Genomic DNA, 15321 nt, shown 5'->3' with positions numbered 1-15321 from the left:
CGCCCGCGAGACGGCGTACGGTGCGCGGTCGGCTGGCTTCCAGGCGAGAATCCGCTAGGCTTGCCGAGTCCCGTTCTGCGGGGCGCGCGAGTGTAGTTCAATGGTAGAACTCCAGCTTCCCAAGCTGGTAGCGCGGGTTCGATTCCCGTCACTCGCTCCGTCGGACGTACGCTCGCCGCATGTCCTCCTCCTCCGGTTCCCCCGAACACACCGCACCCGTGGTCGTCATCGGTGCCGGGGTCGTCGGCGCTGCCACCGCGTACGCCCTCACCGCCCGCGGCGAGCACGTTCTGCTCGTGGAACAGCACGCCCGCGGCCACCACCTCGGTTCCTCGCACGGTGCGACCCGGATCTTCCGGCAGGGCTACGCCGACCCGGAGTACGTCGCGCTGACCACGCGGGCACTGGCGCTGTGGGAAGCGCTCGAGGCCGCTGCCGGCGAAGAGCTCATCGTCCGCACGGGTGCCGTCGACCACGGTCGACCCGAGGTCGTCGACGCGATCGCCGCGGCCCTCGCCGACGCGGACATCCCCCACGAGTCGCTCACACCGGACCAGGCGGCAGCACGTTGGCCCGGCATCGCGTTCGAGGGGCACGTGCTGACCCACGCGTCGGCCGGACGCATCCGCTCCGAGCGGACGATCGAGGTGTTCCTCACGCTCGCCGAAGCGACCGGTCTCGCCGACCTGCGGTTCGACACCCGGGTCACCGGGCTCGAGGACCACGGTGACGACGTCACCGTGACGCTGTCCGACGGCAGCGCGGTCCGCACCGCGTCCGTGGTGGCCGCGGTGGGCTCGTGGGCCCCCACGCTGGTCGGCGAGCTGCTCGCCGGACGCGGGGCGGGCCTCCCGGCCATCCGCGTGACCCAGGAGCAGCCAGCCCACTTCCCCAGCCACCTGCCGGACGCGGCCTGGCCGAGCTTCGTGCACTGGGCCGACGGCGACGACGTGTACGGGCTGCTGACGCCGGGCGAGGGCGTCAAGGTCGGGTTCCACGGCACCGGGCCGGTCGTCGACCCGGACCACCGGGACTTCGTGCCCGTGCCGGCCGAGGCCGAGCGACTGCAGGCGTACGTCGCGCGGTACGTGCCGGGGGTCGACGCGACGAAACCGACGTTCATCAGCTGCCTGTACGACAACTCCCCCGACGAGGACTTCGTCATCGACCGGGTCGGGCCGCTCACGGTGGCGACGGGGTTCTCGGGGCACGGCTTCAAGTTCGCGCCGCTGCTCGGCGAGATGCTCGCGGACCTCGCGACGGGCGGGGTGCCCCACCCGCGCTTCGCCCTGCCGGAGCCGGTGCCCGCGCCCTGACGCCAGCGCGCGGTCGTTCGCGAGACGCCGGCGTGTTCGTTCGACGCCGTCATGTCGTCGAGACGCCGCCGAATCCGGAGGCGTCTCGCGGACGACGCGGCGTCCTGCGCGCACACCGGCGCCTCACACCCGCGCACACGCCGGCGTGTTCTGCACACGCCGGCGTCTCGCGACCGGCCGCTACGGTGGGAGCCGTGCGCATCATCGTGGCTCCGGACTCGTTCAAGGGCACCGCGACGGCGGCGTCGATCGCTGCGGCGGTCCGTGCCGGCTGGCTGACCGAACGCCCCGACGACGACGTGGTGCTCGTCCCGATGGCCGACGGCGGCGAGGGCACGCTCGACGCCTTCGAGACCGCCGTCCCCGCATCAGTCCGGGTCCCCGTCACCGTCACCGGGCCGGCCGGCACGCCGGTCGACACCCACTGGCTGCGGCTGCCCGACGGCCGCGCGGTGGTGGAGCTCGCGGCGACGAGCGGCCTCCCCCTGCTCGACGCACCGATGCCGGAGACGGCGACGAGCCGCGGGTTCGGCGAGGCGATCGCCGCCGCGCTCGACGCCGGTGCCACGGGGCTCGTGCTCGGCATCGGGGGCAGCGCGTCCACCGACGGCGGGCGTCCGGTGCTCGAGGCGCTCGGACTCGACAGCGAAGGAGCCGCGAACAGCACCGACGGCCTCCGGGCACTCCCCCCGCTCGGCGTCACCGTGCTCACCGACGTGACCTCTCCGCTGCTCGGTCCGACCGGTGCCGCCGCCGTCTTCGGCCCGCAGAAGGGCATCACGCCCGACTGTGTGGCGTCCTTCGACGACCGGCTCGCCACCTGGGCCGCGCGGTTCCCCGACGTCGACCCGGACACCCCGGGCGCCGGAGCCGCCGGCGGTGTCGGGTTCGGCCTGCTGGTGTGGGGCGCCACGCTCGCCGGTGGCGCCGCGGCCGTCGCCGAGGTCCTCGGGCTGCCGGCGCTGCTCGAGGGGTCCGACGTGAACGGGGCCGGTGGAGCGAACGGTGCCGACGTGGTGATCAGCGGCGAAGGGTGCTTCGACGAGCAGAGCGCCGTCGGCAAGGTGCCCTCGGTGGTCCGCGACCTGACCGCGGCGCACGCTCCCGGAGCCCGCTCGATGCTCGTCGCCGGCGCGATCGAGGCCCCGCTCGACGACTACGCGGCCGCAGCGTCGCTCACCGTGCTCGCGACGCAGACCACCGGCGAGCCCGACGACGCCCTCGCCGACCCACTGCGCTTCGCCACGATCGCCGGGCAGCGGCTCGCCCGGCTCGCCTGAGCGAGCAGAACGCCGCGACGCGCCCGTCCGCGGGCACAGGGGTGTCCTGGTTGTACCTCCCACCCGGCCGCGGCTGCGCGCACACTGGTTCCGGGCCGGAACCGGCCCGCAACGCACCACCCCCACGAGGAGATCATTGCGCACCGTCAACGCGTACGCGGCACCGTCAGCGACCGAGCCGCTCGTCAAGACCACCATCACCCGTCGGGACGTCGGCCCGGACGACGTCGCGATCGACATCGCCTACGCCGGCATCTGCCACTCGGACATCCACACCGTCCGCGGTGAGTGGGGCCCCATCCAGTACCCGCAGGTCGTCGGCCACGAGATCGTCGGCCACGTCACCGAGGTCGGCGAGAACGTCACCAAGCACAAGGTCGGCGACCGCGTCGGCGTCGGCTGCATGGTGAACTCGTGCGGCGAGTGCGAGAACTGCGTCGCCGGCCAGGAGCAGTACTGCCTCAAGGGCAACATCGGCACCTACGCCAGCGTCGACCCGGCCGACGGCTCGATCACCCAGGGCGGCTACTCGCAGGCCGTCGTGGTGAACGAGGACTTCGTCCTCCGTGTCCCCGAGTCGCTCGACATCGAGAAGGTCGCGCCGCTGCTCTGCGCCGGCATCACCACCTACTCGCCGCTGCACCACTGGAACGCCGGCCCCGGCACCAAGGTCGCCGTCGTCGGCATGGGCGGGCTCGGCCACATGGCCGTCAAGATCGCCGTCGCGCTCGGCGCCGAGGTCACCGTCCTGTCGCAGACCACCTCGAAGCAAGAGGACTCGCTCCGCTACGGCGCGAAGGCCCACTACGCGACGAAGGACCCTGAGACGTTCGAGAAGCTCGCGAACTCCTTCGAGCTGATCATCAACACCGTCTCGGCGAAGATCCCGATGGGTTCCTACCTCGGCCTGCTCAAGGTCGACGGCACGCTCGTCAACGTGGGCGCTCCGTCCGAGCCGCTCGAGGTGCCGGCCTTCGCGCTCATCCCGCGTCGGCTCAGCTGGGCGGGTTCCGCCATCGGCGGCATCCAGGAGACCCAGGAGATGCTCGACTTCTGCGCCGAGCACGGGATCCTCCCGGAGACCGAGCTCATCAGCGCCGACCAGATCAACGAGGCCTACGAGCGCGTGCTGTCCTCGGACGTCCGCTACCGCTTCGTGATCGACGCGGCCACGCTGGCGTAGTCGTCACCACCTGAACGACTGGAGGCCCGGTACCAGCTGGTACCGGGCCTCCAGTCTGTCGTCTCGGGACCGTCAGCCGACCTCGTCACCGGACGGCAGCGCGCCGCACCAGTCGACGGAGCCCGCGTCGATGCTCGCCTCGAGCGCGCCGGAGGCCGCGTCGACGATGCTCACGAGCTCGCCGGTCGCCGACTTCGTCGCGACCGCGACGAACTGGCTGTTCGGGGACGGGCAGACCGCGGTGACGCTCGCGTCGTCGGGGATCGTCACCGGCAGCCGGGAGGCCCGTCCCCCGTCCACGCGCACGATCCGTGCCGCGATGGTGCCGTCCGACCGCACGTCCCCCAGCACCCGCAGGTACGTGTCGTCGGACAGCTGGGCGATGCGGCCGAGGACGGCCGCATCGGTGCTCGCGGCGGGCGCCTGCAGCGCCGACTTCGACCCGTCGGTCAGGTCCAGCCGCTCGATGCCGGTGCCCGTCTCGACGACGGCCGTGGTGCCGGTGCCGACGAAGCCGTGCAGGTAGGTGGCGCTGCCGAGCCGGACGGGGTCGGCACGCCCGCTCATGTCGACGAGCACCAGGTCGTCGCTGCCCGTCCGGACCAGTGCGCTCTCGGTGCGCGGCACGTAGGCCCACTGCCCGACCGTCATCGGCACGGCGCCCGTCTTCGGCTTGCCGTTCGCCGCGATCGCCGTGGGCATGTGGGTGCCCGTCATGTCGACCACGTACAGGCCGGTGTTCCGGGACTGCCCGGTCGAGGTGTCGGCGTACTCGAACCCGAACGAGGCCCCGTCGTCGGCGACGTGGAGCGCCGTGACGCGGCCCTCGGCGGTCGGCAGGGTGAGGTGTTCGACGGGGGCATCGGCGTCCTGCACGCCACCGCTCAGCGCCACGATGTCCACGGACGAGCTGGCGTCCGTGCCGCTCACGACGACCAGGGAACGGCCGAGCCGGGCGTACTCGGAGATCGCGGTGCCCTCGTAGACCGTGGTGGCGCCGCCCGCGTCGAGGGATCGCCGGACGATGCGGTCCTTCGCCCCGGCCTGCCCCGGCACGAGTGCGAGCACGTCGGTGCTGCCCGTGCGGATCGCCGCCGTCAGGTCGGACGTGGCGCGCTGCCCGGGTGCCCGGACGTCCGCGACCGTCACGGTGTACTCGCGGTCGTAGGCCAGGGGTCCGGCGAACTCGACGGCGATGGTGTTGCCGCTCGAGGTCACGGTGTGCGCCGCAGCCGGGCTGACCCGGACGTCGGCGGCGGCGACCTTCTGCAGCGCCTGGTTCGCGGTCAGGATCACCCGCTGGGCCGGACGGGTGACGAGACCGGTCGCGTCGTAGGACACGTCGCGGAGCCGCGGGCCCTGCTGCGAGCCGACGACCGCGGCGAGCGCGGCGACCACGGCGAGGACCACCACGACGGCGACGTACCGGCGGTGGAAGCGGTGTGCGACGGGGCGGCGCTCGCGGCGCTGGACACCGCGGCGCTGGTCTCCGCGGCGCTCAGAACTCATACGGGTCCTCGGGCTGCGCGATGTCGGTGATCTTCGCGGCCTTGACGACGATGCGGGCGTCGGCGGACTGGTCCGGGTTGGCGGCCAGGGCTCCGCGGACGGTGACCCACTGGCCCTCGTCGGGGACGGTCCCGGCACCGGCGCCGTCGCCGTCGCCGGTCACGACACCGAGGCCCACCGGTTGTGCGTCCACGGCGCAGCAGCTGATCACGAAGCGGGTGAGGGTGAAGGACCCGTCGTCGCCCGGCACCACGAAGCCGGTCAGTTCGACCTGCTTGCCGACGAGGGCCGTGGTGTCCGTGGTCTGCCGGATCAGCGCGGCCCAGTCCTTGACGCCGTACTCCGAGGTGTCGACGCCCTCGCTGCCGAGCAGCTGCACCGCGGACTCCGAGCCGGTCGCGTTGGACAGGGTTGCGGAGTCCACGCTCCGCTGCTGGGCGGTGCGGGCGGACAGGGTCGTCGGGGGCAGGACGAGCATCGCGACGGTGACGCCGATCGTGACGACGGCGGCGGCTCCGCCGAGGGCGAGGCGGACGGCGCGACGGCGGCCTCCCGTCCGCTGCTGCTGGTGCAGATCGAGGTCGTCCTCGTCGTCGCCGTGGGTGTGGCCGTGGCCCCGGGCGATGACGACGAGGGCGGCGATCGACGCCGGCACACCGACGGCGGCGAGCACGACCGTGAACACCGAGTAGCGCGGGTTGATGTACAGGTCGAGGTGGCCGACCAGCGCGAGCCACAGCGTGCAGAGCGCCGCGGCCAGCACCGACCCGAGACCCAGGTACGCGGCCGCGTTGCTGCGTGCATCAGACGAGGACATTCATCACCAACCCGACGGCTCCGGCGAACAGGACGCACACGACGGACAGCAGCACCAGGAAGCGGACCCGGAACGTCGTGCGCAGCAGGGCGATCATCTTGACGTCGATGATCGGCCCGATGATCAGGAAGGCCGTGATCGACCCGGGCAGGAACGTCGACGCGAAGGACAGCGCGAAGAAGGCGTCGACGTTCGAGCAGAGCGACACCGTCATCGCCAGCAGCATCATCGCCGCGACGGACAGCACCGGGTTCGAGCCGACGGCCACCAGGGTCGAGCGGGGCACGGCGACCTGGATCGCGGCGGCCAGGCCGGCACCGACGAACAGCGCCGGCATCATCGTCGCCGTCTCGCCGCCGAACTGCGCGGCGCTCTGCCGCCAGCGGTGCAGGCCGCGGGGCGCCCCGACGGCCGCACGGCACCGGGCCTCGAAGGCGGGGAGCAGGAGGTCGGCCGGACGGCGGTGCGCTGCGACGATCCAGCCGACGAGGTTCGCGATGACGAACCCGCCGACGATGCGCACCGGCAGGATCCACCCGGACCAGCCGAACGCCTGGGCGGTGCTGATGATGACGAGCGGGTTGAGGATCGGGGCCGCGACCAGGAACGTGACGGCTTCGGCCGGCGTGAACCCGCGCATCATCAGGCCACGGGCGAGCGGGACGTTGCCGCACTCGCACACCGGGAACAGCATGCCGATCAGGGAGATCACGGCCCGACGGCCGAAGGCGTTCTGCGGCAGGACCTTCTCGAGCGCGCCGACCGGCACCCAGACCTCGACGACGATCGACAGCACGATGCCGAGCACCACGAACGGCAGGGACTCGACGACGACGCTGATCGCCAGCGTGAGGAAGTCCTGCACGACGTCCGGCAGCCCGGTCGACCCGATGCTCGGGGAGACCAGCCGGATGCCCAGCAGGACGACGACGGCGAGCAGCACCAGGCCGGGGCCGGTGAGGCTCCGGGTGCGCTGCGGCGGCCGCGTGGTCGTCGTCACCGGGACAGGATAGGTGACGCCTCCTGCCCGGGGCTGCGCACGCGCCCTCGCACCGTGCGAGGGGGGCGCGCGCTCAGCCCGCGGTGACGCCGTCGAGGTGTCGGTCGAGCACGTCGATCGCCCAGTCGCCGGACTCCCCCGGAGCCAGCCGGACGACCTGCATCGCGAGTCCGTCCAGGAGCGCGTGGAGCCGGCAGGCCTCGTACTCCCGGTCGTCCGCCGGTACCCCGAGCAACCGGAGGACCTCCTCGCACCACGTCCGCATCGCCGCGACGGTCCGGTCGAGCGTCGGCCGGAGCCCGACGTCGGTGAGCGCGGCGTTGCCGAGCGCCAGGTAGACCTCGAGCTCGACGACCCGCTCCTCGTCGAGGGGCAGCAGCTCGAGCACGATCCGGCGTGCGCGTCGGGCCGGCGTCAGGTCAGCGGGGATGGCGTCGATGCGCTCGCGGATCCGGTCGAACACGAGCGTGATGGTGTGCTCGCGGACGCTCGCCTGGGTCGGGAACGTGTAGCGGACCGTGCTCGGCGGCAGCCCCGCCTCGGCGGCGACGTTCCGCACGCTCAACGCTCCGAGCCCGTCGCGTACGAGGACCCGGCACGCCGCCTCGGACACGGTGCGGCGCCGTTCGTCGACGTCCATGCTCCTGGCCACGACGCCATACTCGCACAGTCGTACCAACTCGTGCTACCGTCGTTCTCGTTGTCGCACAGTCGTACGACAACGAGAACGAACGACTCCCGCAGGAAAGGACATCGTCATGGCATGGGCAATCCTCGTGCTCAGCGGCGTGCTCGAGGCCGTCTGGGCCACCGCCCTCAGCGCCTCGAACGGCTTCAAGAAGATCGTCCCGACGGTCGTGTTCGTCGCCGGGATGGCCCTGAGCATGGTGGGGCTGGCGTTCGCGATGAAGAGCATCCCGGTCGGCACCGCCTACGCCGTCTGGGTCGGCATCGGGGCATCCCTGACCGTGGTCGTCGCGATCCTCCGCCGACAGGAGGCCGCGTCCTTCGCCCGCCTCGCCCTGGTCTTCGGCCTGGTGGCGTGCGTCATCGGCCTCAAGGTGGTGAGCTGACGTGGCCTGGATCGTCCTGTTCGTCAGCGCCGCGCTCGAGACCGTCTGGGCGACCGCCCTCGGCGAGAGCGACGGTTTCACCGAGCTCCGCCCGACGATCGTGTTCGCCGTCACGATCGTGATCAGCCTCGTTGCCTTCGGCTACGTCCTGAAGCACATCCCGATCAGCACGGCGTACGCGGTGTGGACCGGGACCGGCGCCGCCCTCACCGTGCTCTGGGGCATGGCCACCGGCGCGGAGCCCGTCACCGTCCTGCGCCTGCTGTTCATCGCCGGGATCGTCGGGTGCGTCGTCGGCCTCAAGCTCGTGCCAGCCCGCCCCGTCACCGACCTCACGCGCTGAGCGACAGCTCACGCACCAGCGATCCCGTGAGGTGTCGCTGACCCCGTGAGGCGAGTGCGGTCCGAGCACGCGCGCCGAGACGGACGGGAGGCCCGGTGCCAGCTGGCGCCAGGCCTCCCGTCCGATCTGGGGTCACGCCCAGGGCGCGCGTCAGACGGACGCGCCCGTCCACTCGTCCTCGGCGGCGACGTGATCGCTGCCGACCGTGCCGGCCGCCATCGCGGCAGCAGCACGTGCCGCGTGCGACGGCGGGTCCGACGGGACATCGGCGGGGCGGCCCTCGTCGTTCAGCTTGCGCAGCTCCGGCACGATGTCCGTGGCCAGGATGTCGATCTGCTCGAGCACCGTCTTGAGCGGCAGACCGGCGTGGTCGATGAGGAACAGCTGGCGCTGGTAGTGGCCGACGTGGTCCTTCATCGCGGCGTACCGGTCGATGACCTGCTGCGGCGAACCGACGGTGAGCGGGGTCTGGGCGGTGAAGTCCTCCATCGAGGGGCCGTGGCCGTAGACCGGGGCGTTGTCGAAGTAGGGCCGGAACTCGTTGATCGCGTCCTGCGAGTTCTTCCGAGCGAAGAACTGCCCACCGAGCCCGACGATCGCCTGGTCGGCGCGGCCGTGGCCGTAGTGCTCGAAGCGCTGGCGGTACAGGCCGACCATCTGCTCGGTGTGCTGGATCGGCCAGAAGATGTTGTTGTGGAAGAAGCCGTCACCGTAGTAGGCGGCCTGCTCGGCGATCTCCGGCGTGCGGATCGAGCCGTGCCAGACGAACGGCGGGACACCGTCGAGCGGACGCGGGGTCGAGGTGAAGCCCTGCAGCGGCGTGCGGAACTTGCCCTGCCAGTTGACGACGTCGTTCTCCCAGAGCTGGCGGACGAGCGCGTAGTTCTCGATCGCCAGGTTGACGCCCTGGCGGATGTCCTGCCCGAACCACGGGTAGACGGGGCCGGTGTTGCCGCGGCCCATCATGAGGTCCATGCGGCCGTCGGACACGACCTGGAGCATCGCGTACTCCTCCGCGATGCGCACCGGGTCGTTCGTGGTGATCAGGGTCGTCGACGTGGACAGGGTGATGTCCTTCGTCTTCGCCGCCAGGTAGGCGAGCAGCGTGGTCGGCGACGAGGCCACGAACGGCGGGTTGTGGTGCTCACCGGTCGCGAAGACGTCGAGCCCGGCCTGGTCGGCGTGCTCGGCGATCGTCAGGATGTCGCGGACGCGCTGGGTGTCGTCCGGCGTGGTGCCGGTCGTGGGGTCGGTCGTGACGTCACTGACCGTGAAGATGCCGAACTGCATGATGCGCCGCCTTTCGCGATATCGATGCGTTTGCATCGACTTGCTGGGTACAACGTAGCGCACGGCGTGGCATTCCCGCCAGGCTCACGCTCGTCGGACGGGCGGCCTGGAGGCCCGGTTCGGCTCCCCGGGTCAGCGGGCGGCTGGCAACGTGGCCGGGTCAGCGGGCGGTCGGCAGCGTGGCCGGGTCGGTGCGTGCGGCGTGGTGCATCCCGTCGAGGAACCACACGACGGTCACGACCGCCAGGACGCTCGCGCTGGACGCCAACCGCCCCGCCACCAGGATCGCGGCGTGGTCGTACGCGCCGTCGCCGGTCAGGCCGACCACGAGCGCCGCGACACCGATCACCAGCGTGAGCCCGGTCGCGACGAGGAGCATCACGCTCACCACCCGCCGCGGCCCCCGCCGGCCGTCACGGTCGCCCCGGAGCCCCCGGTCGACCCGGGGGCCGACCGCGCGGACGATGCCGAGCCAGAACACCGCGATCGCGCAGGCGCCGATGATGTCGCTGACCCGGTGCCAGCCGTAGACCACGGTCTGGTTCGCCACGAAGACCGCGTACCCGACGCCGACGATGGTCACCAGCGGGCGGAACCGACGAGGCGTGACCATCAGGACCGCGAACAGCGCCGCCAGTGCGATCGTCGCGTGCCCGGACGGGAACGAGTTCGGCGTCGTCGACTGAGCGATCTCAGGGCGCACGGCGATACGCTTGACGAGCGTCGAGGTGGCCGCCGACGCGAGCACCACGACCCCCGCGCCGAGTCCCACCGAGAGCCGCCGTCTGGCGAACGCCACGGCGACGATCACGACGACGAGCAACAGGATCACCGGCACCGAGATGACGTTGAGCGCAGTGTCCGAGCTGAAGAGGTCGGACTCCCGGACCCCGCCGAGCGCGGCGTCCTCCGCTTTCTGACCGACCGGGGTCAGCACCGCGACCCCGTAGACGAGAGGCACGATCACGAACCCCAGAGCCGCCAGCGCAGCCCACCGCACCCGCCGCGAGACCCACGGTCCGCGCGACTCGGATGCACTGCGCTCGGGTGTCAAGGTCACCGGGCTGGTCCTCCTCGGAGTGGTCGTCGTCGGGCTCGTCGCACGACTGGCGGCGGCGCTGCGATTGGGTCGGTCGGGGTCCGACACGATACCGTTGGAGCACCGGCCGGAGGCTGGGAACCGCACCCCCGTCGGCCGTGCACTGCGCGCTGACACGAGGGGATCGGTGATCCCCGCCGGGCCGTCGCACCACGCGGGACCGACGCACGTCGCGTCGGCAGTGTACGAGGAGGAAACCGAAGTGGCCATCAAGGAACCGGGCATCATCGCCTCGCCGAACCGGGGTCTCGCACTCACGGCCGGCGGCGTCCTCGCACTCTGGGGCGTCCTGGGCTTCTTCTTCGCCGCCGACGGCGACCCGGGCTTCTTCAACCGCCAGGGCGGCATGCTGTGGAACGCGTTCGGCGTCAACCCGGCGCTCTGCCTGGTGTGGGTGCTGCTCGCCGCGGTGCTGCTCATCACCGGCCTCGGCAACACCGTCGGTTCGCGCAACGGGAACCTGCTCGTCGGCGCCCTGCTCGTCCTCTTCGCGGTGTACGGCTTCGTCTTCGTCGACACCTCGGCCAACGTCTTCGCGCTGAACACCACGGACAACGTGTTCCACGCGATCGTCGGTGTGCTCCTGCTGCTCACCGCGCTCGGTGCCGACAAGGAGAACCTCCGCGCACTGCGTGCAGCGCGCGCCTGACGCACCCGCTCGGCTGCACTCCCGACGCCCGTCTGCCGCTCCGGCAGGCGGGCGTCGTCGTGTGTGCGGGGGCGGGGCGGCGGGGTGCTCCGGGGGTGGTCTGGCGGGTGTGGTCCGGCGGGGTGTCGTCCGGTCACGACTCCCCGCTCAGGTCCGCCAGCCGGTCACGAACTGTCGGATGCGGAGTGTCCAGGCGACGACGAGTGACCACTCGGCGCGGGACCGACGGGGAGTCGTGACCGCTCGGCGGTGTGCGTCCGGGCATGCAGGCGCGCGTGCCGGCGGCGTGAGGCCGACGCGGACCCGACGGGTCAGTCGGACGCGTCAGTCGGCGTCGGAGTCGGCGTCGGAGTCGGCGTCCGGCTGCTGCTTCGGGGCCTCGAGCTCGGTGGCGACGATGCGGGGCGCCTCGGACATGAAGCGTCGGACGTCCAGGTCGACGATGATGTCCTGCGGCCGGAGCGGCCGGGTGAGGAACAGCCCCTCGAGCGAGGTCAGCCGCGACAGCGCCACGTACGTCTGACCCGCGCTGAACACCCGGTTGCCGAGGTCGACCACGGCCCGGTCGTAGGTGCTGCCCTGCGACTTGTGGATGGTCACGGCCCAGGCGAGCCGGAGCGGGAACTGCTGGAACTCCCCGACGGTGTCCTTCTTGAGTTCCTTCTTGTCCGCGTCGTACGAGTACTTGAACTTCTCCCACACCGAGGGCTGGACCTCGAACGACTCACCGTCGACGTCGACCCACACCGTGTCGCGGATGGCCGTCACGATGCCCAGGGTGCCGTTCACCCAGCGCTGGTCGGCGTCGTTGCGCAGGAACATCACGTGCGCGCCGGGCTTCAGCTCGAGGGCTTCGTCGGCCGGGAAGTTCCGTCCACCGAAGTCGCCGTTCACGTCGGCCTTGGCGGTCTTCACCTTGCCGGGCAGCCGTTCGAGGGCGGCCTTGTTGATCCGGGCGACCGTGTCGTTGCGGGTCGCCAGGGTGATGGCGTCGTCCGGAGCCGGGCGGGCCCCCGCGGTGTTCAGCTGCTCAGCGATGTCCGCGGTGACCCGGCCGTGCCGGACGGCGGTGAGCATCGCGGCGAAGGCGTCGTCGCGCTGGCGGTGCACCGTGGCGAGCTCGATGATGTTGAGCTCGGCCTCGAGCCACACCTTGGCGTCGAAGAACCACATCGACCGGTAGTGGTCGGTGAAGTAGGCGCGCTCGTCGGCGTCGCCGGGCACCGGGGGCAGCTGGTACGGATCGCCGAACATCACGACCTGCACACCCCCGAACGGCTCGAACTGCCGACCGCGGGCCTTGCGGAGCGACCGGTCCATGCCGTCGAGCAGGTCGGCGTTGACCATCGAGACCTCGTCGATGACCAGGGTGTCGATCGTGTTGAGGAGCTTGCGGGTGTCCGGGCCCTGCCGCAGCTCGGCGTCCGCGATGAGCCCGATCGGCAGCCGGAACAGGGAGTGGATCGTCTGGCCGCCGACGTTGAGCGCGGCGACCCCCGTCGGGGCGCAGATGACGACCTGCTTCTCGGTGTTCCACGACAGGTGGTTGAGCAGCGTGGACTTGCCCGTGCCGGCCCGGCCGGTGATGAACACGTGGTCACGCGTGTGCTCGATGTACTCGAAGACGGCGCGCTGTTCGTCGCTCAGCTCGATGCTCATCGGGCGTCCGCCCCGGGCGATGGTTCGAGGTCGTCGCTGCCGTCATCGAAGTCCAGATCGTCCTGGTCGGCCCGGGCAGCAGGGACGGCGGGGACGGTCGCACCGGCCACAGCTGCGTCGCCGGCAGCAGCTGCGTCGACGACGTCGACCGGGTCTCCGCCGTCACGCCGCAGCCGCACGAGCACCACCACGACCACGGTCACCAGGAGCAGCACTCCGGCGACGATCAGGACGAGCCCGGCCCGGGCCTGGTCGACGAGCGGATCCGGCCCCCACGTCCGGCCCATCGCACCGAACCACGAGGCCTGCAGCAGCCCGAGCGGCCCACGCATCGCGATGCCGAGCGAGACCGCGCCCGCTGCGATCACCACCGCCCCGACGATCCGGACGACGGCGGCAGCCGTGGTCGGACGACGGCGCCCGGCGGGGATCGGGGTGCAGAGCGTCGGGACGGCCAGCAGCCCGACCAACAGGAACACGGCGTCGCTGACGGTACGACCGGTGGGGTCGCTCACCGACCACCGCACGGCGTCGGTGGCGAAGAACGCCCACCACAAGGCCGCCGCGAGCAGGAACGCAGGGAACGGCTGGGCCAGGTACCGCACGGACGGGTGCTCGACGATGACGTCCGTCCACTCACGCACCCCCGTGCTGTCGTCACTGCGGGGGTGCACGGCAGCGCGGATCAGTACGACCGGTGCCGCCGCCCACACCAGGGCGGGGACCACCAGGCCGAGCAGCACGTGGGCACCGACGTTCGCCGAGACGAGGAACCGGTCGTACTGGTGGAGCGAGCCCGAAGTCGCGACCACCAGGGACACGATCGCCAGGGCCGCGGCGATCGAGCGTCGCGCCGGCCACCGCACGCCGCTCCGCCGTAGTCGCACGACGCCGGCCACGTACGTCGCGGCGAGCAGCACGGCGGCCATCAGCCAGAACAGGTCGATGTTCCACTGGGTCAGCCAGCCCCACGCACCGGGCGCGTGCGGCAGCAGGTCGTCGGTCAGGAGCTCCGCCGGGCTCGGGTCGGTGGTCTTGCTCAGGGCGATCTGGTCGACCGGGGTGGCGGTCCGTCCGAGTGCCGCGGCGAACCCCGACGCCACACCCATCACCGCGAGCTCGACGACGATGAGGGTCCAGAAGGGCCGCTGCCGACCGGGCGAGGTGGTCAGCGCACGGATTGCCCGACGGCGCTGCACCGCGCCGAGGACCCCGATGGCCACGATCGCACCGATCTTCACCAGGACGAGCGTGCCGTACGGGGTGAACAGGTTCGACAGCGCTCCGACGCGGATCTGCGCCGACGCGGTGCCCGAGACGGCGACGAGCACGAAACAGCCGAGGGCGATGCTCGAGTACCGCGCCACGACCACGGCCAGCCGGTCGCCGGGCAGCACCCCACGCAGCAGCACGAGCATGACGAGCCCACCGACCCACAGCGCGGCTCCGACCAGGTGCAGCCCCAGTGCCGTCACGGCGGCGTCGTGGCTCGCGGTGCCGGCGGCGTGGCCCTGCTGCGCGAGCGGGATGAGGCCGATCATCGAGACGCCGGCGGTCAGGGCGACCATGCCCCGCGAACGGACGGCGAAGCAGAGCACCGTGACGGCCGCGGCGACGAGGACGGTCACGAGCCAGGCGAGCCCGAGCTCGGTGCCGGTGAGGAAGACCCCCATCGACTGCCCGAACTGCTCGTCGATGCTGATGCGCGAACCGGCGACGCTGAGGAACGTGCAGAACGTGGCGACGGCCGACGCGACCGTCCAGACACCACTGGCCCCGGCGGCGACGTCGATCGCGCGGTTCCACTCGGGGCCGGAGCGCGAGAGGCTGATGGTCGCCAGTGCGAGCCCACCGATCGTGGTGGCCGCGGACAGGTCGACGACGAGCCGGGCGATCGGCAGCCCGAAGCGGACGACGGGCCCTGGGTCGGCGATGAGTGCGGGGTTCGCGCCCCCACCGATGACGAGTGCCGTGAGCAGCGCCACGAACCCGACGAGCAGGAGCACGGCGGGACCGGCGATGCGCGCGATCCGATTCACCCGTCAAGCCTAGGCGGTGCCCACCCGGCCGACGGTCGGGGCGGGCCGATCTGTGCAAACCGGC

At 71.8% G+C, this 15321-nt stretch carries 14 protein-coding genes and 1 tRNA gene; 7 read left to right on the top strand and 8 right to left on the bottom strand.

The features are described 5' to 3' along the window. Window positions 1-86: 86 nt before the first annotated feature. The 4 genes from DEJ21_RS12350 to DEJ21_RS12335 all read left to right on the top strand — a co-directional run bounded on the left by DEJ21_RS12350 (window position 87) and on the right by DEJ21_RS12335 (window position 3779). A tRNA-Gly gene (locus tag DEJ21_RS12350) sits at window positions 87-157 on the top strand. Between the two features lie 22 nt (window positions 158-179). Then, complete coding sequence (locus DEJ21_RS12345; protein WP_111224760.1) at window positions 180-1316, top strand: FAD-dependent oxidoreductase; 1137 nt, start codon at window positions 180-182, stop codon at window positions 1314-1316. A 194-nt stretch (window positions 1317-1510) separates the two neighbouring features. Next, window positions 1511-2596 (top strand): glycerate kinase, encoded by a 1086-nt coding sequence (locus DEJ21_RS12340; RefSeq protein ID WP_111224759.1) that lies wholly within the window; start codon window positions 1511-1513, stop codon window positions 2594-2596. A 136-nt stretch (window positions 2597-2732) separates the two neighbouring features. After that, window positions 2733-3779, top strand: coding sequence for an NAD(P)-dependent alcohol dehydrogenase (locus DEJ21_RS12335; protein ID WP_111224758.1), 1047 nt, complete (start codon window positions 2733-2735; stop codon window positions 3777-3779). A gap of 72 nt (window positions 3780-3851) precedes the next feature. Here the strand turns inward: DEJ21_RS12335 and DEJ21_RS12330 are convergent, their stop codons facing one another. From DEJ21_RS12330 to DEJ21_RS12315, 4 genes are all read right to left on the bottom strand, one after another. Next, window positions 3852-5288, bottom strand: coding sequence for a hypothetical protein (locus tag DEJ21_RS12330; RefSeq protein ID WP_111224757.1), 1437 nt, complete (start codon window positions 5286-5288; stop codon window positions 3852-3854). Next, complete coding sequence (locus DEJ21_RS12325) at window positions 5278-6105, bottom strand: TIGR03943 family putative permease subunit (RefSeq protein ID WP_111224756.1); 828 nt, start codon at window positions 6103-6105, stop codon at window positions 5278-5280. Before DEJ21_RS12325 ends, DEJ21_RS12330 begins: the two co-directional genes overlap by 11 nt. Next, on the bottom strand, window positions 6092-7105 hold the full coding sequence (locus tag DEJ21_RS12320; RefSeq protein WP_111224755.1) for a permease: 1014 nt from the start codon (window positions 7103-7105) through the stop codon (window positions 6092-6094). Before DEJ21_RS12320 ends, DEJ21_RS12325 begins: the two co-directional genes overlap by 14 nt. Before the next feature lie 73 nt (window positions 7106-7178). Then, window positions 7179-7757 (bottom strand): TetR/AcrR family transcriptional regulator, encoded by a 579-nt coding sequence (locus DEJ21_RS12315; RefSeq protein WP_258371293.1) that lies wholly within the window; start codon window positions 7755-7757, stop codon window positions 7179-7181. A 106-nt stretch (window positions 7758-7863) separates the two neighbouring features. Between DEJ21_RS12315 and DEJ21_RS12310 the strand changes: the two genes are divergently transcribed. Both DEJ21_RS12310 and DEJ21_RS12305 read left to right on the top strand, forming a co-directional pair. Further along, window positions 7864-8178 (top strand): multidrug efflux SMR transporter, encoded by a 315-nt coding sequence (locus DEJ21_RS12310; protein ID WP_111224754.1) that lies wholly within the window; start codon window positions 7864-7866, stop codon window positions 8176-8178. Window position 8179: 1 nt separating this feature from the next. Beyond that, entirely contained in the window at window positions 8180-8521 is a 342-nt protein-coding gene (locus DEJ21_RS12305) for a multidrug efflux SMR transporter (protein WP_111224753.1), read from the top strand. A gap of 150 nt (window positions 8522-8671) precedes the next feature. On the opposite strand, the gene DEJ21_RS12300 is transcribed toward DEJ21_RS12305, so the two are convergent. Together DEJ21_RS12300 and DEJ21_RS12295 are read right to left on the bottom strand one after the other, a co-directional pair. Continuing rightward, a complete protein-coding gene (locus tag DEJ21_RS12300; protein ID WP_027464948.1) occupies window positions 8672-9811 on the bottom strand; it encodes a CE1758 family FMN-dependent luciferase-like monooxygenase in 1140 nt (379 codons plus the stop codon). Window positions 9812-9971: 160 nt separating this feature from the next. Further along, window positions 9972-10871, bottom strand: a complete 900-nt coding sequence (locus DEJ21_RS12295; RefSeq protein ID WP_181435864.1) for a phosphatase PAP2 family protein — start codon at window positions 10869-10871, stop codon at window positions 9972-9974. Between the two features lie 241 nt (window positions 10872-11112). On the opposite strand from DEJ21_RS12295, the gene DEJ21_RS18255 reads away from it, so the two are divergent. Next, window positions 11113-11559: a DUF4383 domain-containing protein gene (locus DEJ21_RS18255; protein WP_181435863.1), complete on the top strand. Its 447-nt coding sequence runs from the start codon at window positions 11113-11115 to the stop codon at window positions 11557-11559. 324 nt (window positions 11560-11883) lie between these two features. On the opposite strand, the gene DEJ21_RS12285 is transcribed toward DEJ21_RS18255, so the two are convergent. Together DEJ21_RS12285 and DEJ21_RS12280 are read right to left on the bottom strand one after the other, a co-directional pair. After that, window positions 11884-13218: an ATP-dependent RecD-like DNA helicase gene (locus DEJ21_RS12285; RefSeq protein WP_111224750.1), complete on the bottom strand. Its 1335-nt coding sequence runs from the start codon at window positions 13216-13218 to the stop codon at window positions 11884-11886. After that, on the bottom strand, window positions 13215-15257 hold the full coding sequence (locus DEJ21_RS12280) for a cytochrome c oxidase assembly protein (RefSeq protein WP_111224749.1): 2043 nt from the start codon (window positions 15255-15257) through the stop codon (window positions 13215-13217). Before DEJ21_RS12280 ends, DEJ21_RS12285 begins: the two co-directional genes overlap by 4 nt. Window positions 15258-15321 lie beyond the last annotated feature (64 nt).

It is taken from the genome of Curtobacterium sp. MCSS17_006 (genome assembly GCF_003234215.1).
Taxonomy (GTDB): Bacteria; Actinomycetota; Actinomycetes; order Actinomycetales; family Microbacteriaceae; genus Curtobacterium; species Curtobacterium flaccumfaciens.
The sequence above is the reverse complement of the archived record's forward strand: the minus strand, read 5'-3'. Positions and strand labels throughout refer to the sequence as shown.

Coding starts and splice junctions, on each gene's coding strand:
- DEJ21_RS12345 (WP_111224760.1), top strand. CDS start 180: ATGTCCTCCTCCTCCGGTTCCCCCGAACACACCGCACCCGTGGTCGTC.
- DEJ21_RS12330 (WP_111224757.1), bottom strand. CDS start 5,288: ATGAGTTCTGAGCGCCGCGGAGACCAGCGCCGCGGTGTCCAGCGCCGC.
- DEJ21_RS12325 (WP_111224756.1), bottom strand. CDS start 6,105: ATGTCCTCGTCTGATGCACGCAGCAACGCGGCCGCGTACCTGGGTCTC.
- DEJ21_RS12310 (WP_111224754.1), top strand. CDS start 7,864: ATGGCATGGGCAATCCTCGTGCTCAGCGGCGTGCTCGAGGCCGTCTGG.
- DEJ21_RS12300 (WP_027464948.1), bottom strand. CDS start 9,811: ATGCAGTTCGGCATCTTCACGGTCAGTGACGTCACGACCGACCCCACG.
- DEJ21_RS12285 (WP_111224750.1), bottom strand. CDS start 13,218: ATGAGCATCGAGCTGAGCGACGAACAGCGCGCCGTCTTCGAGTACATC.